The organism is Mucilaginibacter sp. P5_A4 (genome assembly GCF_056400605.1).
In genome coordinates this window covers 124,032-143,981 of record NZ_JBFUKX010000004.1, presented here as the reverse complement: position 1 = coordinate 143,981, position 19,950 = coordinate 124,032, and the positions used below count along the sequence as shown (strand labels likewise).

Sequence of the window (19,950 nt, the reverse complement as noted above, 5' to 3'; positions counted from 1 at the left end):
TTCTATCAGCCCTTTTTAAGTACAATCTGTTCGTTAAGCATATCGTACATCTTTTTACAAAACTCACGGAATTCGGGATAATTCTCCTTAAAGTACAACGACTTTTTATGATCAATACTAAAGCGCACCATTACAGATCCCTCCTGTTCGGCAACAAAGCGCTTAAAAATAACAGTACCATCAGGAATGGCCATACTTACGCTTTTGGGCATCGCATCTATCTTATATCCAGCGGGTATTTTAAAAATGCCGGTTATTGCATAGTTATCGCGGTAACCAAAATCAATATCGGTAAAGCGGTTTTCGGCCAAAAACGGGTTTGTTTTAAGGCCGGTAAACAGGTTTGAATTAAAGTAAATATAATTATCATCGCTCCCCGTTAAATCGAGGTTAAAGTTGAGTTTTTGGCGTAACGGCAGGGTGTCAACATCCAGGTTTTCAAAAGTCAGCGAGGATATTTTAAGGCTGTTGTTATCTTCTCTCAAAAAGTCGTTATACTTTTTTTCGCCGTCGGTTTTGTACTTTTTAGTGTAGTACATTTTGTTGTAGCTAAAGCTGCTGATATCGGCACTGCCGTTCATTTTACCATCGGGCTTTATTTCGGCATTTAGCAAAACAACCTGGCGTACAGGTTCTGGTTCCTGTAAAAACGAAAGGTCATATATCTTGTTCGCGTCATCAATGTAAAAGCCAAATGAGTTTAAAAAGGTACGGGGCACCCTGTTGTAAAGATTGTATTTACTGGTAGCATCAAGTGCATAATATTTAGCACTATCAACCGGTATATATGCTATCATACTGTTAAATTGATAAACACTTGGGTAGCTTGGGTTTATTCGGCCATTATCGCGTGTGCTTACCATCATCGGATAAACTGTGAGGCCCGATTTTTTTAGTAAGTGGTAAAGCACTATGTTTATTTCGGCTGAGTTACCTACCTTTTTTTCCCATGCCTTTGGCGTACCATCAGTACTGTTAATGTCATAAACATCATTCCACTTCATTGCATTTTTAACCTCGTTAAAAACATAAGCAATTTTTTCATCATCGGTTTTAAGGGCCTTTGCTTTGCTAATAATTAGTTCTTCGCCGGTAAGTTTCCTGTTTAGCTGACCGCCAAAATCCTCATTATTTATCCTGTTTTCGCCAACTTTTTTCCACGAGTCCTGGAAGTTAGGATAGAAATAGCCGGGTATGCGTATACTTAGCAGTTGGAAAAGAATACGCTCAGAATTGTCATTACGGGCATCCATGTAGGGCTCATCTTTTAACGATGGAATGTTGGCCATAGCCTCGATATGGGTATTTGACGAACTTGTTTTATCAACTACATATGGCAAATGTAAGTTTGGCAACCTTTTATAGGTTAAAATATCCGGTATGTTGGTATCTAGTTCGCTGTACCGCGTAGGCAGGTCGCTTTGAAAATACCAGTCGGGAAAACTGCTTACAGAGGCGCTGGTCAGCCTGTATTTATATTCAATTATACTGCCTGGTTTTACATTTGGGAATGAGAAAACGATTGCTGAGTAGTACTTATCCACGGCTTCGGTGAATATCTGTTTTTTATCAACCTTAACAATTTCAACCGCGCCATTGGTTAAATTAATGGTTTGCGCCTGCAGGCCGGTTATATATTGAGAGCGGTTGTTGCTATAAAACTTTATGCGGATGTTGGCCTCATCTTTACCGTTATCATTAAAAATTTTAATGCGCGTATGCCTGTCGGTATTGATATTGTATTGGGTATCAAAATAAGTATCGCCTTTATCAAAAAGAATTTCGGCGTTGGCGTCCGGCTCAAAATCGCATTTTGTCATTTCAAGATCGGCTTTATCTACTTTGCCAAAAGATTGAGCAGTGGGTACCGGGGTCGTAGTTTGGGCACCTGCAGAAAGGCCAAGCGTCCCTAAAAATAGCAGGGTAAAAAGTTTGTTCATTGCTGATAAGGTTTAATCAGCACGAATATAATAATTAGGTAAATGATTATTATAAATAAATAAAACTATTTCTGAGGTTATTTGTATCAATCCTTCAACACCATTATTAACTAATTTTATAATTTTTTATAGCCCCCCTGTTTTTAAATTACATTATACATGTTATTTTGGCATAAAGTACCCCCGTTTGTGTATATATTAGTAAACTGGCACTTTGATTGATAAACCATAGTTAATGAAGCAAAAATTTTACGATACTGCTGTGAAGCAGGAAAAAGCTATTTTGGTTGGCGTAATGACACCCCACGTAACCGATGAGCAGGAAAAGGAGTTTTTAGAGGAACTGGAGTTTTTGGTGGCCACAGCCGGTGGCGAAACCGTAAAAAGCTTCACCCAGAAACTGCAACGACCGGATAGGGCAACGTTTGTAGGCTCGGGCAAGCTGGAGGATATTAAAGCCTTTGTAATAGAAGAGGAAATTGACATGGTTGTTTTTGATGATGAACTATCACCATCACAACTCCGCAATATTGAGAACGAACTACAGGTAAAGATATTAGACCGTAATAACCTGATTCTGGATATTTTTGCAAACCGTGCGCAAACCGCGCAGGCTAAAAGCCAGGTTGAGCTGGCCCAGCTGCAATACTTATTACCCCGCCTTACCCGTTTATGGACCCACCTTGAGCGTCAAAAGGGTGGTATTGGTATGCGTGGCCCAGGTGAATCGCAAATTGAGACTGACAGGCGTTTGATCCTGAATAAAATATCGCTACTAAAAGAAAAACTAAAGCAGATTGATAAGCAAAACGAAACGCAACGCAAAAACCGTAACCAAATGGTGCGTGCTGCTTTGGTAGGGTATACCAACGTGGGCAAATCAACCATTATGAATATGATCTCCAAATCGGAGGTTTTTGCCGAGAATAAGCTGTTTGCCACGCTTGATACTACTGTACGTAAAGTAGTTATTGAAAATGTGCCATTCCTGTTATCTGATACGGTAGGGTTTATTCGTAAACTACCCCATCATTTGGTAGAGTGTTTTAAATCGACCCTTGATGAAGTGCGCGAGGCCGATATTTTGGTTCATGTTGTTGATGTTTCGCACCCCAACTTTGAAGATCAGATTCGTACGGTTAACGAAACACTGAAAGATATTGGCGCTATTGATAAAAAGATGATCACGGTATTTAACAAAATAGATGCCTTTAAACCCGAGCAGCATCAATTGGAACAGCAGGCCGAACCCCTTACCCTTGATGATTTTAAACATAGCTGGATGGCTAAAAACAACAGCCCGGCCATATTTATATCGGCCACAAAAAAAGAAAATGTAGATGAATTCAGGAGTTTGCTTTATGAAGAAGTAAAAGCTATACATACAGAAAGATATCCGTATGATCAGTTGCTTTATTGAGACCAAAATCCCGTAACTGTTAGGCTTGGCTAAAGCCCACTACATTCTGCAAATAATTATCCATCATATCAATATCAATTACATCGTTGATAAAACCGATATGCATATCCGGGCGGATGATAAGTGCTTTTTTTTGTTTTTCCTTAATCTCAAAAACATCAAATACCTGTTGGTTTTTGGCTGATGGAGGCAGGTAAAAAAAGTTGAGATTGTAAGGGTATTTCTGTGTGATCCATTTGGCAAGCGTAAACAGGTCTATCTCCTGCAGTTTGCCAAGGGCTATTATCGTAAAGCCAGGTTTGCTACACCAGTCGTGCAGGTCGGTTTCCTGTTGTTTTTTTTCATCAAACACTTTAAAGTATGGCAGCCTGTCGCCCGCCTTTATTTGGGTAGCGTTACTCAGGTGCAGGTTGATCTGGCTTTCGCGGTAATCTATTCCTATTTGCGAAACACGTATAAAAAATGCTTTTCTTAAATCGGGTTTATTCCAAACAGCTTTCAATACCGTTGGGAGCAGCCATCTCTTAAACAACCCTACAAACCAATTGCGGGATAGAATCATTTTAAAAACGCGGTCGGTGGTATTAAGCAGGGCTTTGGCTACGGGCATGCGCTCTTTGGCGTAACTGTCCAAAACCGATTCCTTTAGTTGCTTATTTACCACACAGGCCAGTTTCCAGGCTAAATTATAAGCATCCTGCAAGCCTGTGTTCATTCCCTGGCCGCCAACCGGTGAGTGGATATGGGCTGCATCGCCCACCAAAAAACAATTTTGCGACCTGAATTTATCTGCCATGCGGTGGTGCAGCCGGTAATCGGTGAACCAATTGACCTGTTCAACCCGGATATCCTGCCCGGTTATCTTATTAAGGAAGGGCAACATCTCTTCTATCTGTAAATCCGTTTTTCCATCAAATTCATCGGGCAGGTTACCAACAATACGGTAGCACTGTTCCTCGGGCATAGGGAAAAAACCGGCAAAGCCTTTTTTGGCCATGAACAAATTTACCCTATCGCCAAACTCATTCCCAATCTTAACATCGGCTAAATAAAATTTATGCTGATAGGTATCACCACTAAAAGGTATTTGTAATTGTTTGCGTACAACACTATGCGCCCCATCAGCACCTACTAACCAATCACAGGTGAGTCTTTGTATCCCGTCACCTGCCTGTAGCTCAACAATTGTCCTGGATGCATTTTGCTCGATGCTCAACAGCGAAGTATTCCAGTAAACCGGGCAGCAATTAAGGGTTAAAAAGTCAAGTAGCAGGCGCTCGTTCTTGCTTTGTTGGTACATTATAATATAGGGGAAAGCGGTTTGCCCTTCGCCTACATTATCCAGCGAAAGTTGGACACTTTCTTTTCCTTCCTGGTTAAATATAACCCCGTTGGCCTGCTTTCCCCCTTCAATTATCTTGTCGATAACACCCATCTGCCGGTAAATTTCCAGCGAACGGGCCTGCACCGCCAATGCTTTTGATTGATTGGTTGGGCCTTGCCTGCTATCAATAATTACGGGCTGCACGCCATAGCGCAATAGCTGGGCTGCCATCATTAATCCCGACGGACCTGCTCCTACTATCAATACGCTGGTATGCTGCTGCGTAATGGTCATTACTTAGCCATGATAAAGTAAAAAAATAGTTGGGCGTTTATGCAGTTCAGGCACTTTCTTCTGCCAATCCATGATAGTTTTGGTTTGCACAAATTCGGTAGTGGCGGTAAGATCACAGGCAATGCAAAGTTTTGTTTTGGGACTGGCTGTTTTCAGGATCTCTTCAAGCAACGGATTGTTGCGAAAAGGTGTTTCAATAAATATCTGTGTCTGATCAAGCCGGGTGGCCAGGCCTTCCAGTTCTTTGATCTTTTTACTGCGCAGTACCTTATCAATTGGCAGGTAACCATTAAAGGTAAAGCTTTGCCCATTAAACCCCGAGGCCATCAGCGCCAGCAAAATAGAGCTCGGACCAACCAAGGGTACTACTTTTATACCCATACGATGGGCTTTATCAATAATTTCTGCGCCAGGGTCGGCTATGCCGGGGCAACCGGCCTCGCTCATCAGGCCAACATCATTACCGGCCTGCAGTCCCTTAAAAAAATCGGCAGTGCCCATATCACGATTATACTTGCCATAATCATGAATTACGAGCTCACTTTGCGGGGTTTTCAATCCGGCCTCTTTTAAAAACTTACGGGCGGTTTTTTCATTCTCTACAATATATTCCTTAATACTATTAATAGTATCAACCAAATAAGGTGTAAATGACTTGGCAGCCGCTTCTTCGGCAAGAGGTACAGGGATTAAATAAAGGGTTCCATAGGGCATATTGCAAAGTTGGTGTTTTTTGTTTAATTTAAGCTATTGAAAGGAGCTTGAAAATTATGAAACCATTAGGTGTTAACTGGTTTATTGAGGGGTATATTGATTTTGAGCATAAAAAGTATCTCCTGCTTAACTATTTACAGGAAATTAACCGCCACTTTGATAAAAGCCGGCTATATCCCAACCTTGCCGACCTAATTTTCCACTATAATAACCTGGTAGATTTTAAAAAAAATAAAACGCTAATGCAGCAGGCCTTTCCGCAACGGTTAACCCAGGCAGATATTGATGCTGTAAAGCTTACCTACCAAAAAATTATCAGGGATGATCAAAGCATGCAGGAGATAGAGCAGATCATCTCCTATGCTATGTCCAAAATGAACCCGGCTATCCAAACAGGTAAAGAAATTTATGACTTTGTAGAGCGCCACCTCAATATCGATCCGATAGGCATAATACCGCTGATGCCATATCATGGCTACTTTTCGTTACGTAACGGCAAGGAACGCACAAGCTGGATCTATGAATACCAGATTACCATTTTTGAGGGAAAGGATGATAAGTACCGGGGCATTCACGTAAGTTTTATCGACACTTATGAGCATAGCATTGTCAATACGCCCGAAGCTATTAAACTGAATTTAATAAACCGCAATAAGTTTATGCCCAACCCGGCGGTATATTATGTACATAGTGATATCACTTTCCCGCTGGAGCAAACGTTGCTGCCAGTGGCCAAAAGGAGTTTGGTGAAGTATATTTCGAAAGCGGCATAATTTCTAAACCGGAATTTATCGTTTTTTTGAACTACAATTAATTTCCGAAGCTCGCTTTTAATTAATTCTTTAATGCGATAAATTCAGGCTCAGGCACAAAAAAGACCATTACCCTAAGCCTAAACTTAGCATAACAGCCCATTTTAAAAAATCATTAAAATCTTAAGTACCGTTTACTCCAAGGTAATCTGCCTCCTTATACTTTCTTCAAGCGAAATGAAGGTTTCTGTACGTTGAATGCCTTTTACGCCCTGAATCTGCTCGTTTAATACTTCGCGCAGGTGCGTGGTGTCATGGCATACAATTTTGGCAAAAATACTCCATTCGCCGGTGGTATAATGCAGCTCAACTATCTCTTTTATAGTTTTTAGCTGCTTAACGGCTTCATTATATTGCGAGCCTTTTTCCAGGTATATACCCAAAAAAGCTGTAATATCGTACCCTAATTTTTGCGGATCTACCTCTAAGCTGGCTCCCTTTATTACACCCATCTCTTCCAACTTTTTCATCCGCACGTGTATGGTTCCGCCAGAAACTATTAACTCTTTAGCTATCTCAGTGTATGGAGTGGTAGCATTTTTCATCAATATTGATAAAATCTGGATATCGAGATTATCAATTTCTAAATTTTGAGCTTTTCTGTGGGACATAAATTTGAATATCTATATTGAAATACAAGTTTAATTAAAATTTGAATAAAAATAAAATATTTTTGTTGAAATATTTGCAAGGAATTGATAGGTCTATTAGATTTGTATCATAGCAAACGACAAAATGCTTATCGTTCTTTAACAAGAAAAATAATGTTGGGTGGTGAAATTTTTGGCAGACACACCTCCTTGTCCCGGTGGCGGAGATCATAGAAAACCCGAAGCGGGCTAACTACTCTGTGGAGGTTCGAATCCTTCCCCAACAGCAAATCCATGAAAGACGGGATTTATATAATGTAGGATGGTGAAATTTTTGGCAGACACACCTCCTTGTCGCGGTGGCGGAGAAATTGGGAAACTTTCAGCAATGAAAATAACCACTCCGTGGAGGTTCGACTCCTTCTCCTACAGCTCTTCTCATAATTTAGGTTTATAATTGGTTAGTAAAGGCCCCTGCCCATCAGGGGCTTTGCTGTTTCTATAGGTTTTTTTCTCGGGAGCGGTGACTTTTGGAGCAAGGAATAAGGATTACTACGATTTTTGACTAAATTGTATGGCAATTTTATTCACCACTCACCACTCACCACTCACCACTCACCACTCACCACTCACCACTCACCACTCACCACTCACCACTCACCACTCACCACTCACCACTCACCACCACTCTTCCTATCAAAAATATTACTGTGTCATTATTACACATTGGTATTGACACATCAATATTTAATTATAAATTTGGCGGGAGCCAATTGATTGTAATAAATTGATACAATAGCTCCTGCAAACCGACATCTAAACTCCAATTAACTCAAACCCATATTAAGCCAATATGAAAAAAATCGCCCTTTTGGTCTTTGTAGCACTTAGCTGCATTTACTTTTCATGTAATAAAACCAGGCCCGGCAAACCCCGTGTACTTGTATTTTCAAAAACCATGGGCTTTCACCATGCATCAATAGATGCAGGTATAGCAGCCATCCAAAAACTGGGTAAAGAAAACGGCTTTGATGTAGATACTACCAAAAACGCAGCAATGTTTAATGAGGATACTCTTAAAAAATATGCGACTGTGATTTTTTTAAGTACCACCGGCGATGTGCTGGATTACCGCCAGGAAGCCGCTTTTGAACGATATATACAAGCTGGCGGCGGCTATGTAGGCATACATGCAGCAGCCGATACCGAGTACGACTGGGGATGGTATGGCCGCCTCATGGGCGATTGGTTTTATGACCACCCGGGCATTCATGATAAAAATCCGAATGTACAGCCGGGTACCTATAATGTAGTTGATGCCACCAATGATGCTACCAAACACCTGCCCAAAGTATGGAAACGTACCGATGAATTTTACAGCTTTAAAAAGGCCCTTGCCCCCGATGTTCATGTGCTGATTACACTTGATGAAAACACCTACAAGGGCGGCAAACGGATGGGCTTACACCCGGCCACCTGGTACCATGATTTTGATGGAGGCCGCGCCTTTTATACAGCAATGGGGCATACCGAAGAAACTTACAAAGACGACAACTACTTAAAAATGCTGCTTGCCGGCATTAAATACGCCGTCGGCGAAAACAAAGAGTTGAACTATTCAAACGCCAAATCGCAGTTGCCGCCAGATGAAGACAGGTTTGCCAAAACCCAGCTTTCAACAGGCCAGTTCTTTGAGCCCACAGAAATGACCGTTTTGCCCAATTTAGATATCCTGGTGATACAACGCCGCGGCGAGATCATGCGGTACAATCACGAAACTCAAAAAGTTAAACAGGTGGGCTTTTTTGATGTGTACTACAAAACCCTGCATACGCCCGGCGTAAACGCAGAAGAAGGTATGCTTGGCCTGGCTAAAGACCCTGATTTTGCCAACAACAATTGGATTTATATTTATTATAGCCCTGCTGATAGCTCTGTTAACCGCCTGTCGAGGTTTACATTTAAAAACGATACGCTGGATAAAAAGACCGAAAAAGTAATCCTCGAAGTAAAAGCGCAGCGCGAAATTTGCTGCCATACGGGTGGCTCTATCGCTTTTGGACCAGGCCCGGATAAGATCCTGTTCTTCTCGGCCGGCGATAACTCTACTCCTTTTGATGAAAAAGGACAAAAATATGTAACCAGCGGTTATGCCCCCCTGGATGACAGACCAGGCCACCTGCAGTTTGATGCCCGCCGGTCGGCAGGTAATACAAACGATCTGAGGGGCAAAATCCTGCGTATAAAATTAAAGGATGATGGCACTTATGATATTCCCGAAGGAAACCTGTTCCCCAAAGGTACGCCCAAAACCCGTCCCGAGATTTATGTAATGGGCGATAGAAACCCTTACCGTATTTCAGTCGATCAAAAAAACGGCAACTTATACTGGGGAGAGGTTGGCCCGGATGCCCATAATGATAGCCTTGACACCCGCGGGCCAATGGGTTATGATGAAGTAAACCAGGCACGCAAAGCCGGCAACTTTGGCTGGCCATATTTTGTTGGCGATAACAAATCTTACCGTCTTTATGACTATGGTACAGGAACTATTGGTCAGACGTTTGATCCCAAACACCCGGTAAATAATTCGCGCAATAACTCCGGCTTAACAAATTTACCACCCGCGCAACCGGCATTTATATGGTATCCATACGGGGCATCTGCCGAATTTCCGCAGGTTGGTTCGGGTGGGCGTAATGCAATGGCCGGCCCGGTTTATTATGCCGATATGTTTCCTGCCGAAACACGCTTGCCCGATTATTACAATGGTAAGTTTTTAGCATATGACTGGATGCGCGGCTGGATTAAAGCAGTTACCATGACGCCCGAAGGGGATTTTGATAAGATGGAACCATTCTTCCCCGGTTTGAAGGTAAACTCCATGATTGATATGGAAATTGGACCAGATGGCCGCCTATATGGTTTAGAGTATGGAAGTGGTTGGTTCACCCATAATCCGGATGCCGGTTTAATAAGGATTGATTATATCAAAGGCAACAGGCCCCCTGCTATATCCTATTTAAAAGCGAATAAAACATCGGGGCTTTTACCTTTTGCTGTTAAGCTCAGCACGAAGGCTAAAGATCCCGAAGGCGATAAAGTTACCTACACCTGGACTTTGGGCGATGGGACTACAAAAGAAACAGAAGTACCGGAACTTGATTATACCTACACCAAACCGGGCGATTATAAAATTACCGTGGACGCAAAGGATAGCGAAGGCGCAAGCAGCAAGAGCTCGCCGGTGAGCGTTTATGCCGGTAACGAGCAGCCGCAGGTAACTGTAAAATTAACAGGGGGCAACAAATCTTTTTATCTGCCTGGCTCGCCTTTAAGCTATGCGGTTACTGTAACCGATGGCGCCGACACTAAAAAAATTGATCCAAAACGTATAATTGTTAATGTTGATTATATCGATGGCTACAAAAAACCGGTAGAGGCATCAAAGCTGGAACAGGCATCGCCCGAAAACAGCGGCAAAGCATTAATGCTTACCATGGATTGCAAAAGCTGCCATAAAGAGGTTGGTAAATCAATTGGCCCTTCATTTATAGATGTGAGCACCAAATACCAAAAAGATCCTGATGCCATGGCTAAACTTAGTCAAAAGGTAATAAAAGGAGGCGCAGGAGTTTGGGGCGAAACTGCAATGTCAGCTCACCCAAGTATTAAAAAGGGAGACCTGGACCAGATCATCAGCTGGGTGCTTGGGTTGGGTAAGGATAACCAAAAGAAATCCCTGCCGCCATCAGGCACCATTTCGCCCGATCCTGGTAAACAACCTGCTGCCACGCTGGTACTCACGGCTAAATATACCGATGATGGCACCGATGCCATTAAAGCATTAACCGGTATCGGCATAGCTACATTAAACAGCAGCAACTATCTGTTTAACGGAACCGAAAAGGTTAACGGATTTACCTCGTTTAAGTACAACGGCATGAGCCTGCTAATCTTCCCGCCAAATGAAGGCTGGTTTGAGGTAGAGAACATTGATCTGACGGGAGTAAAATCAGTTAACATGACCGCCTTCTGGCAAACACCGCCGCCAATGGGCTTCAATGCTGAACTAAGGATTGATGCCCCAAATGGCAAGCTGGTAGGTAAAGGTGGCATGCCAACCCCAACCAAAGACCAAAAAGCGGGTATTGCCCATATAACCATTAACCCGGTAACCGATGGTAAAATGCATCAGTCGTATTTTATTTTCAAACCAATAAAACCGGGGGCCATGGTTGGTGGAGTTACCGGATTGATATTTAGTGCTAAGTAAAAGAATCTCACTCAGCCCTCTCCTTTTGGGGAGGGCTTTTTAAAAACAAAAAATCCGTCCATTTTTCAGGATAGTTTTTGTTTCTCAAACCCTGTACCAATCACACACCTTTGGTACACCGTTCATATACCTTTTGGTATACCTTTCAGGTACTTTTTAATATCTCTTCGAACGCCGCAAAAAAATATCCAACTACCTATAAATCATAAAGTTAAACACAGATTAATTACTTTGCACGATCTTTTTAACTTAAAAAACCAAGGCATTTATCGGGTTTGATAATTGCCTTGGTTCTTACAATACAAATTGTACAAAAAATGCGAAAAATATCTAACTAAATCTGTCCGGATCGGTTCACATTTTTAAAAAGTTGATTGTGTCCCCACAACCAACTTTTCAATCAGCCTTAAAATATTTTGAAGCCCACACTTAAAGCCCAAAGATTTTGGCGCTGGCCGTAGTTTGAATTTACTTTAGATAAACCGCCTTCATAACGTAGGTCGGCGGTTATAGCGCCGATATCAACACCCGCGCCGGCCTGGAAACCTAAAGTGCTTTTGTTATAACTTCCAAAATCATTGTAAGCACCGCTTACGTTATCGCTAAAGCTTTGATTTTTATCAAGTGCGTAACTATAAACCGGCCCGGCCATTATTCTAAAATTCAAATCTTTAGCTCCAAATGATTTTCCTAAAAGCAATGGAACGTTTAAGGTTGTAAACCTTACTTTACCTTGAGTTGTAACAGTAGCATTATTGGTTTGAAAATCAAACTTCCCTCCTTTACTGGCTAAATAAAGTTCGGGCTGTAAATAAAGACCGCTGCCAATCCGGCCAAATAACCCGGCCTGGTAACCGGTTACCGATGATTCACCAACTGCAGAAGTGTTAATTTTTGAAAAATTGACACCACCTTTAACACCTAAAGAAAACTGTGCTTGCGCACTGATGCTTACCGCTATCAGCAATGCTGCACTTAATAGATACTTTTTCATAGAATTTAATTTTTAGCGGGGCGAAGCTATGCTTTTTTGTATTATTTGCATAAAACCCCATTGTTAACATAGATAGTTAGTTATAAAACCGGCTGTATAGATAGCCTGTAATCGCCTATCAATTGACACGCCAAATTCTTAAACGTTGCCTTAAGCGTATTTTTTATAACTGCATCGAAATAATTTTTTCACAGCATTAACGTGCCGCCAATAGTTTTGTAAGTATTTCTACACAACATTCCAGCTCGGCCGGTGTTGAGGATGCAAAGCCCAACCGGGTAAAATTAGGTACGGCCGGGCTATTATCTCCCTGGAAGTAGAGGCCTTTTTTTAAAGCGCTTTGAGCCAAACGGGGTAAATCTATCTGCTCATCAAAATGTGTCCATACTGCCAGGCCGCCATCCGGCACTTTAAACTGCACGTAGTTTTTGAGGTAATCGTTCATCAGGCTGCAAAAAACATCCCGCCGCTGTTGGTACATCCGTAATGATTTACGCAGATGGCGTTGAATGATGCCATTTTGCAATAGCTCGGCCATTGCATTTTCAAGCAGTGTGTCGCCCTGCCTGTCAATGGTTCTGCGCAGTTGCGCCAGTTGTTCAATAACATTTTCGGGGCCAACCAAATACCCAACCCTTATGGCCGGCGATATCGTTTTTGAAAAAGATCCGCAATACAAAACCATACCGGCATCATCGGCACTGGCAAGCGGCATCAGGGGCTTGTTCTGATAATGGAAATCATAATCGTAATCATCCTCAAAAACAATGAAGCCATATTTTTGAGCCAATGAAAGTAAATGTACACGGCGGTCGGCCCGTAAAGCTACGGTAGTGGGGTAATGATGATGCGATGTAACATATACCAGTCGTACCGGCTGTTTAAGGCAAAGCGCTTCAAGCCTGTTAATATCCATCCCGTACTCGTCAACCGGAATTTTTAACAAGTTTGCCCCCGCCTGCAAAAAGTTGGTTTCGGCCCCGGCCCAGCCGGGCTCCGCTGTTACAACGGTATCACCAGGCTCCAGCAAACCTGCACAGGCTAAGTGCAGGCCCATTACGGTTCCGCGTACAATAAGAATATTGGCAGGCGTAACCCTTAATCCCCGGGTAATATTTAAATAAGCCGCCAGCTCCTGACGCAGCCATGCCGAACCTTTAGGATCTGCATAACCCAGGCGGCTATAAGGATTCCCGGTTAAAAGCTGGGTGCGGTAAGCCCGGGAGATATCAAGCACAGGCGCTATCCGCACATCCGGAAAACCGTCATCAAGGTGCAGGCCGATATTCAGATCCGCCATTGTTCGTTGTAGATGAGGTGCCGGTTTAATCCCGAATCCGGCTACCCTGGCCACATCCGGGGTATTATTTAATAACGACTGCGGTTTTGATACAGGCAAATGCGCCGCTACAAATGTGCCGCTGCCTGTCCGGCTTTCCAGCCAGCCCTGCGCCATCAATTCGTCATATGCCCTAATAACCGTTTTACGGTGAACATTTAATACAAGGGCCAGTTGCCGGGTGCTTGGCAGCCTGTGCCCCGCACTTAAAGTACCGGCCCTTATTAACCCCATTAATTGATTGGCCAATTGCATGTAAACGGGTAATACCGCTTCTTTATCTATAATTAAGCCTGATGAAAATACCTGCATAAAATTGGACTACCTATTTTGTTTTAATTGGGCGACAATGGTGATCCAATAAACGCATAATTTTATAAAAAAACAACATTATGACAACTCCGGCAGCACACCTTATTCCCAGCAGGGCAGCTAAAAGGGCAAATTATGAGCCCGAAACCATCAACAGCATTCTTGATGAAGCGTTGTATTGCACCATCAGCTATTCGTCAGAAAATAAACCCTATTCCATTCCTACCGCCTTTGTGAGGTACGCAGATCGTATTTATGTACATGGTTCTGTAGGCAGCCACCTGATGCGGGAGCTTGAAAAAGGTATCCCGGTTTGCATAACTGTAACACTGATGGATGCGCTTGTGGTAGCAAAATCAGCTTTTCACCACTCTGTTAACTACCGGTCGGTAGTGATATTTGCACAGGCCGAAAAGATTGAAAGCCCCGCCGATAAAATAGAAGCTTTTAAATGGCTCACAGACAAAATTGTACCTGGCAGCTGGAATTACCTGCGCCCGATAACCGACCGGGAAGTGCTTAAAACAACCGTGCTGGCCTTTAAAATTGATGAAGCATCGGCCAAGGTACGTACCGGCATGCCTGTTGATGACGATGATGACCTGGAGCTGCCTATTTGGTCGGGCCTTATTCCCCTGCAAACCAAACGACTGGCCCCCTTACCCGACAAATTAAGCGAAGAAATGCCATTACCAGCTCATCTTATGCATATTTAGTTTTAAAAATAAGGCATAACCTGATTTTTAGATTCTGCTGCCATGTATTTTTTATATTTTTGCTTAAAATAATTTAACGATGGCCGAGATCAGTATTACCAATAAAGATTGGGAACGTGTAAAAATTAAAGTTCAACGTAAATATAACAGCCTTACCGACGAGCAGTTAAAATATACCGAAGGACAGGAAGAAGCCCTGATAACCAAGCTAATGRATCTTGTAAACCGTAACAGGGAATATGTAGTATTCACCCTAAAAAAGGCATTGGTAAATATTGATAATAACAGGCTGTAAATAAGGCCGGATTTGTAAAAATCGATAAGCTTTTCGTATTTTTATATGTTTTAATGTTGTACAGGGTATGGTGATCTTAAGAAAATACAAAAAGATAGGCTTATTTGCCGGTATTATAACACTGGCGGTAGGTGTTGCGGCTTTTGATGACGACCTGTTCCAGATTTCAAAAAATCTTGATGTTTTTGCATCGGTATATAAAGAGGTGAACATTAATTATGTTGATGATATCAACTCGGCCAAGCTGGTTAAAACCGGTGTTGATGCCATGCTGGATGGCCTTGACCCCTATACCGAATTTGTACCCGAATCGGAAATTGAAGATTATAAGCTCCATTACGTAAGCACCCAATATGGAGGCATAGGCGCCAGTATCTTTGCCCGCAATGGCAAAGTGTATGTATCTGATGTATTTGAAGGCTTCCCGGCCCAAAAAGGAGACGTGCGGCCCGGCGACCAGGTATTAAAAATAAATGATATTGACCTTAGCAGTAAAAATAACGACCAGGTAAGCCTGTTGCTTAAGGGCTCAAAGGGTGCTGCTATAAAATTGCTGATCAAGCGCGACAATGTGGCCCAGCCGTTTGAAAAAAACCTGGTGCGCGATGAGATAAAACAACCAAATGTTTCTTACTACGGCATGGTTGCGGGCAATATGGGTTATATCAAACTCGATAAATTCCTGGAAAACTCTGCCGGTGAAGTTACCAACGCACTGGTGTCGCTAAAAAAAAGCAATCCCACTGGTATCATATTAGATCTTCGCTCCAATGGCGGGGGCATACTGCAGGAAGCGGTAAAGATAGTTAACCTTTTTGTGCAAAAGGATGTTGAGATAGTTTCGCAAAAAGGAAAAATAAAAGATAAAAACTTCACCTACAGCACTGTTAGCGCACCGCTTGAGCCTAATTTACCATTGGTAGTATTGGTTAACAGCCACTCGGCATCGGCATCAGAAATTGTTGCAGGCTCGTTACAGGATCTTGACCGGGCCATTATTATAGGCCAGCGCAGCTATGGCAAAGGGCTGGTTCAGCAAACATTTAACCTGCCCTATAATAGTTTGGTGAAAATAACCATCGCTAAATACTATGTTCCATCGGGCCGCTGCATCCAGGCACTCGATTACACCCATCGTAAGGATGATGGCAGCGTAGTTAAAGTGGCCGATTCACTGATCCATGAGTTTAAAACCAAAAATGGCCGCTCGGTTTATGATGGCAGCGGTATTTACCCGGATATTTTTATTAAACAGGAAAAATTTGCCAATGTAACCCAGGCTTTAGTAGGTAAACTTTTGATATTTGATTATGCCACCTTATACCGCGACAAACACGCTAAAATAGCTGATATCAAATCGTTCGGCCTATCAGATAATGATTATAACGATTTTGTAAAATACCTTGCTGACAAGAATTATAACTACATAACCTCATCAGAAAAATTGTTAAACAATCTTAAAACCGAAGCCGCCAGGGAAAAGCAGTTTAATGATATTCAAAATGAATATGATGTTTTGAAAACTAAACTTATCGCCAGCAAAAAGAACGACCTGCAACAGCATAAAGATGAAATAAAACAGGTGCTTGAAAATGAGATAGCATCCAGGTATTACTATGAAAAAGGCCGCTACGAAGCCAACTTTAAATATGATAAAGAACTTGCCCAGGCTGTAAAAACCATGCAGGATAAAACCCAGCTGGCATCTATACTGAAAGGCGAAGGAAATTACAAAGTTATTGGTAAACCAATGCTTGCCATGACCGCCAAAAAAGTGGCAGACAAGGATAGCGACGACGAGTAATTTAATCCACCGATATTTACCTACTGTTTAGTCTACAGCACTAAGTAGTAAGTTATAAGCCGGATTTGCGCTTTTTTGACTTCGAACTTAATACTTTCTACTAAAGGCTAACGTCAATTCAAGCTTGACACGCCCCCCAGTTCTTAGAAGCTGTTTAAATTTGATTTATTAATGTTTTTATACCTCCAATGAACCACATATCCACGCGTCATTGCGAGGTACGAAGCAATCCCCACCTTACAGAGTAGCTTTGCAAATCCGATCTGCATAGTCGGGGATTGCTTCGTACCTCGCAATGACGGTCTTTTTTTTATTTTTAAACAGCCTCTTAGCAAACTACAACTATCTGATTATCACCCTTAATAAACAATACACTAAACTTTTTTTATTTGTTATTGTCATACCTGCAAACAAAACAATAACGTTATGAAAAAAATCATTTTAACAGCCGCTATTTTTTTAGGTTGTTTATCAATAAAGCCTGCCGCCGCGCAAATAAGTTTAAGCATCAATATTGGCAATCAGCCCGAGTGGGGACCAGTTGGATATGACCATGCAGATTATTACTACATGCCCGATATTGATTCATACTACGATGTAAATGCACATCAGTATGTTTATTTCAATAACAATGTATGGGTGCATTCAATCGTATTACCTCCACGTTACAGCAATTATGATGTTTATAACGGTTACAAAGTTGTGGTAAATGAACGTACCCCATGGGTTCGTAATACAGTATACCGTACCAGGTATATAAAGTATAAAGGTCGCCGCGATCAGGTTATTATACGCGACAGCAAAGAAGCAAAATACAGTAAGCATTGGAACGGAAATGGCAAAGGTAACAGGGTAACTGAGCGCAAAGATGACCGCCAGGAACGCAAAAATGAGCGCAAAGAACGTAAAGATGACCGCAAGGCCGATAAAGGCCATGGTCATAAAGATTAATGTTTGATTGTTAGTTTTTGTATACAACAGGCTTCTTGTAACAAGGAGCCTGTTTTTTTATATTCGCCCCTTGTTTGGCCGCCGGTGAATATTTAATTTTTAAACTATTTGGATCAAACATTGTCATACATCACAAACAATGTAATCAGCCGGGGCTTTTAAGCTTATCAATGATTACACAATATTTAATTAAAACCATCAAATGAAAAAGATCATTTTTTCGGCAGCAATACTGCTAAGCTGCTTCGCAATTAAAACAGCCAATGCCCAGGTAAGCGTTAGTTTAGGGATTAACATTGGCAGTCAGCCAGCCTGGGGCCCGGTTGGGTACGAACATGCAAGCTATTATTACATACCCGATATAGATACCTATTACGATGTGCCTACTCATCAGTATGTGTATTTTGATAACAATGTATGGGTACACCGTACTTACCTGCCGGTACGTTACCGTAACTATGACCTGTATCACGGCTACAAAGTTGTAATAAATGATAGAAACCCATGGTTAAGGCATGACGTTTACAGAACAGAATATGCCGGCTACAGGGGCCGTCATGACCAGGTTATTATCCGTAACAGCCGCGATGCAAGGTATGCCAATTATTGGAGAGGCAATCATAACCGTAGAGTAGTTTATAATCGCGGTGGTGGCAATGGTCACTTTGATAATGGCAACCATGGTGGCCGCGGTCCGCAATTTCACGGAAATGGTGGCGGTCATGGTGGCGGCGATCACGGGAATCGTGGCGGTGGTCATGGTGATCACGGAAACCGTGGTGGTGGTGGTAATCATGGCGGCCATGGTGGCGGCCACGGTCATCATTAATCAGTAAATTAAAAAACAAAACAGGCCTCCCTTTAAATAAAACGGGGGCCTGTTTTGTTTAAACCGGTTTTTAGTAATTAGCCATCAGGGAAATCGCCTTTAAATATCTATAATATTTTTTGGCTAAAGCCCTAACTCATTTCTGCCAATTTAACCGTTGGCTGAAGCCCAACGGCAATGATTTAAGGACTGGTCCTGTTTAAGGCAGCTAAAAGTCCATTACCGTCCCATTTATGGGACGGTAGCGAAGGAACAAAAAGCGGCTTCAGCCAAAATTGCCATGCAAATATTTTAAAAGCGATTTCCCTGAATTAGCCGTGCCTGGCTATTACAAACAGGCTGGTTTTTATTTATGTTTGTATTATAAGGTCAACCGTAAATGTATACATTATCCGAAGAGAATTATTTAAAGGCTATTTACAGGATCGCACAGCAAAAGGATGTTAAAATAACCCCAACCGCAATTGCCGAAACCCTGGGTAACAACCCTGCTTCGGTAGTTGACATGATCCGCAAGCTTACCGAAAAGCAACTTATAGCATATGATAAAAAGCAGGGCGTAAAACTTACCTCACAGGGATTAAAAGATGCGGTGTTAATAGTTCGCAGGCACCGTTTGTGGGAAGTTTTCCTGTTAGAGAAATTGGGTTACCACTGGGATGAGATACATGATATTGCCGAGGAGCTGGAGCACGTAAGCAATGCTACACTTGCCGATAGGCTGGATAAATTCCTGGGCTTCCCAGACTACGACCCACATGGCGACCCTATACCGAAAGCCAATGGCAAAGTACCCAAATCATTTTCAATTACACTAACCGATCTTAAAGCCGGTACAGCATGCCGTGTAGCCGCCGTTCGCGATACCAGCAATGCATTTTTACAATACCTCCTGAAACTGGATATAGGTATAGGTACCCACATACAACTGATAGAAAAGATCCCCTTTGATAACTCGCTTGTAATTAGCATCAATAGCGGCGAAAACACAACGGTATCCCAAAAGTTTGGTGAGAATATTTTAATAGATTAACACCGGTACCAATTCAAAAATTTAGAATACCAGGTCTCTTTGTCTTCGCTTCATCGTGTCGTGTCAACCTTGAATTGACGTTAGCCTCTAGTCGAAAGTCATAAGTTCGAAGTCAGAATAGAGCAAATCCGACTTATAACTTACGACTTAGTACTAATGACTTAACACTGGTTCTTTTGTCCCCGGTCTTTAATCCCTTATCCTTTTTATCTTTTTAATGTTAAATAATATGAAAACCACCAATTTGCATTATTTACAACCCCGTTTTCATCTTATTTTCATGCAAGGCCGCTACTTTAGTTTTTAA

Annotated in this window: 15 protein-coding genes and 1 tRNA gene; 10 read left to right on the top strand and 6 right to left on the bottom strand. The window is 42.1% G+C overall.

The window, feature by feature from the left end:
- Positions 1-5: 5 nt before the first annotated feature.
- The gene (locus tag AC1DQW_RS04485) at positions 6-1,940 is read right to left on the bottom strand and encodes a DUF3857 domain-containing protein (protein ID WP_477453022.1); all 1,935 of its coding nucleotides are present in this window, start codon (positions 1,938-1,940) and stop codon (positions 6-8) included.
- Positions 1,941-2,175: 235 nt separating this feature from the next.
- Here AC1DQW_RS04485 and hflX point away from each other — a divergent pair, with 235 nt between their 5' ends.
- Positions 2,176-3,360, top strand: a complete 1,185-nt coding sequence (gene hflX / locus AC1DQW_RS04480) for a GTPase HflX (RefSeq protein WP_477415981.1) — start codon at positions 2,176-2,178, stop codon at positions 3,358-3,360.
- 19 nt (positions 3,361-3,379) lie between these two features.
- Here hflX and AC1DQW_RS04475 read toward each other — a convergent pair whose 3' ends face one another.
- Together AC1DQW_RS04475 and AC1DQW_RS04470 are read right to left on the bottom strand one after the other, a co-directional pair.
- Positions 3,380-4,978 carry an FAD-dependent monooxygenase gene (locus AC1DQW_RS04475; protein WP_477453021.1) on the bottom strand — a complete coding sequence of 533 codons (1,599 nt, stop codon included), beginning with the start codon at positions 4,976-4,978 and terminating at the stop codon, positions 3,380-3,382.
- Between the two features lie 3 nt (positions 4,979-4,981).
- Complete coding sequence (locus AC1DQW_RS04470) at positions 4,982-5,692, bottom strand: SAM-dependent methyltransferase (RefSeq protein WP_477453020.1); 711 nt, start codon at positions 5,690-5,692, stop codon at positions 4,982-4,984.
- Positions 5,693-5,748: 56 nt separating this feature from the next.
- Between AC1DQW_RS04470 and AC1DQW_RS04465 the strand changes: the two genes are divergently transcribed.
- Positions 5,749-6,465 (top strand): hypothetical protein, encoded by a 717-nt coding sequence (locus AC1DQW_RS04465; RefSeq protein WP_477403196.1) that lies wholly within the window; start codon positions 5,749-5,751, stop codon positions 6,463-6,465.
- A gap of 173 nt (positions 6,466-6,638) precedes the next feature.
- Here the strand turns inward: AC1DQW_RS04465 and AC1DQW_RS04460 are convergent, their stop codons facing one another.
- Entirely contained in the window at positions 6,639-7,115 is a 477-nt protein-coding gene (locus AC1DQW_RS04460) for an Lrp/AsnC ligand binding domain-containing protein (protein ID WP_076373882.1), read from the bottom strand.
- A 154-nt stretch (positions 7,116-7,269) separates the two neighbouring features.
- On the opposite strand from AC1DQW_RS04460, the gene AC1DQW_RS04455 reads away from it, so the two are divergent.
- Positions 7,270-7,381: transfer RNA gene (locus AC1DQW_RS04455), tRNA-Asp, on the top strand.
- Between the two features lie 566 nt (positions 7,382-7,947).
- Positions 7,948-11,370 (top strand): ThuA domain-containing protein, encoded by a 3,423-nt coding sequence (locus AC1DQW_RS04450; protein WP_477453019.1) that lies wholly within the window; start codon positions 7,948-7,950, stop codon positions 11,368-11,370.
- Positions 11,371-11,776: 406 nt separating this feature from the next.
- Here AC1DQW_RS04450 and AC1DQW_RS04445 read toward each other — a convergent pair whose 3' ends face one another.
- Positions 11,777-12,364, bottom strand: coding sequence for a porin family protein (locus AC1DQW_RS04445; RefSeq protein ID WP_477419696.1), 588 nt, complete (start codon positions 12,362-12,364; stop codon positions 11,777-11,779).
- Between the two features lie 196 nt (positions 12,365-12,560).
- Positions 12,561-14,015: a MocR-like pyridoxine biosynthesis transcription factor PdxR gene (gene pdxR, locus AC1DQW_RS04440; RefSeq protein ID WP_477453018.1), complete on the bottom strand. Its 1,455-nt coding sequence runs from the start codon at positions 14,013-14,015 to the stop codon at positions 12,561-12,563.
- A gap of 80 nt (positions 14,016-14,095) precedes the next feature.
- Here pdxR and AC1DQW_RS04435 point away from each other — a divergent pair, with 80 nt between their 5' ends.
- From AC1DQW_RS04435 to AC1DQW_RS04410, 6 genes are all read left to right on the top strand, one after another.
- Positions 14,096-14,731, top strand: a complete 636-nt coding sequence (locus AC1DQW_RS04435; RefSeq protein ID WP_477453017.1) for a pyridoxamine 5'-phosphate oxidase family protein — start codon at positions 14,096-14,098, stop codon at positions 14,729-14,731.
- A gap of 79 nt (positions 14,732-14,810) precedes the next feature.
- Positions 14,811-15,026 (top strand): hypothetical protein, encoded by a 216-nt coding sequence (locus AC1DQW_RS04430; RefSeq protein ID WP_477453016.1) that lies wholly within the window; start codon positions 14,811-14,813, stop codon positions 15,024-15,026.
- Positions 15,027-15,093: 67 nt separating this feature from the next.
- Complete coding sequence (locus AC1DQW_RS04425; RefSeq protein WP_477419693.1) at positions 15,094-16,830, top strand: S41 family peptidase; 1,737 nt, start codon at positions 15,094-15,096, stop codon at positions 16,828-16,830.
- 426 nt (positions 16,831-17,256) lie between these two features.
- A complete protein-coding gene (locus AC1DQW_RS04420) occupies positions 17,257-17,781 on the top strand; it encodes a hypothetical protein (RefSeq protein WP_477453015.1) in 525 nt (174 codons plus the stop codon).
- Positions 17,782-17,983: 202 nt separating this feature from the next.
- Entirely contained in the window at positions 17,984-18,610 is a 627-nt protein-coding gene (locus AC1DQW_RS04415; protein WP_477453014.1) for a hypothetical protein, read from the top strand.
- Between the two features lie 379 nt (positions 18,611-18,989).
- Complete coding sequence (locus AC1DQW_RS04410; RefSeq protein WP_477453013.1) at positions 18,990-19,643, top strand: metal-dependent transcriptional regulator; 654 nt, start codon at positions 18,990-18,992, stop codon at positions 19,641-19,643.
- The last annotated feature ends 307 nt before the right edge of the window (positions 19,644-19,950 follow it).

What these genes read in the sequence shown, in the direction of transcription:
- AC1DQW_RS04485 (WP_477453022.1), bottom strand. Translation starts at nt 1,940, where the DNA reads ATGAACAAACTTTTTACCCTGCTATTTTTAGGGACGCTTGGCCTTTCT.
- hflX (WP_477415981.1), top strand. Translation starts at nt 2,176, where the DNA reads ATGAAGCAAAAATTTTACGATACTGCTGTGAAGCAGGAAAAAGCTATT.
- AC1DQW_RS04475 (WP_477453021.1), bottom strand. Translation starts at nt 4,978, where the DNA reads ATGACCATTACGCAGCAGCATACCAGCGTATTGATAGTAGGAGCAGGT.
- AC1DQW_RS04470 (WP_477453020.1), bottom strand. Translation starts at nt 5,692, where the DNA reads ATGCCCTATGGAACCCTTTATTTAATCCCTGTACCTCTTGCCGAAGAA.
- AC1DQW_RS04465 (WP_477403196.1), top strand. Translation starts at nt 5,749, where the DNA reads ATGAAACCATTAGGTGTTAACTGGTTTATTGAGGGGTATATTGATTTT.
- AC1DQW_RS04460 (WP_076373882.1), bottom strand. Translation starts at nt 7,115, where the DNA reads ATGTCCCACAGAAAAGCTCAAAATTTAGAAATTGATAATCTCGATATC.
- AC1DQW_RS04450 (WP_477453019.1), top strand. Translation starts at nt 7,948, where the DNA reads ATGAAAAAAATCGCCCTTTTGGTCTTTGTAGCACTTAGCTGCATTTAC.
- AC1DQW_RS04445 (WP_477419696.1), bottom strand. Translation starts at nt 12,364, where the DNA reads ATGAAAAAGTATCTATTAAGTGCAGCATTGCTGATAGCGGTAAGCATC.
- pdxR (WP_477453018.1), bottom strand. Translation starts at nt 14,015, where the DNA reads ATGCAGGTATTTTCATCAGGCTTAATTATAGATAAAGAAGCGGTATTA.
- AC1DQW_RS04435 (WP_477453017.1), top strand. Translation starts at nt 14,096, where the DNA reads ATGACAACTCCGGCAGCACACCTTATTCCCAGCAGGGCAGCTAAAAGG.
- AC1DQW_RS04425 (WP_477419693.1), top strand. Translation starts at nt 15,094, where the DNA reads ATGGTGATCTTAAGAAAATACAAAAAGATAGGCTTATTTGCCGGTATT.
- AC1DQW_RS04420 (WP_477453015.1), top strand. Translation starts at nt 17,257, where the DNA reads ATGAAAAAAATCATTTTAACAGCCGCTATTTTTTTAGGTTGTTTATCA.
- AC1DQW_RS04415 (WP_477453014.1), top strand. Translation starts at nt 17,984, where the DNA reads ATGAAAAAGATCATTTTTTCGGCAGCAATACTGCTAAGCTGCTTCGCA.
- AC1DQW_RS04410 (WP_477453013.1), top strand. Translation starts at nt 18,990, where the DNA reads ATGTATACATTATCCGAAGAGAATTATTTAAAGGCTATTTACAGGATC.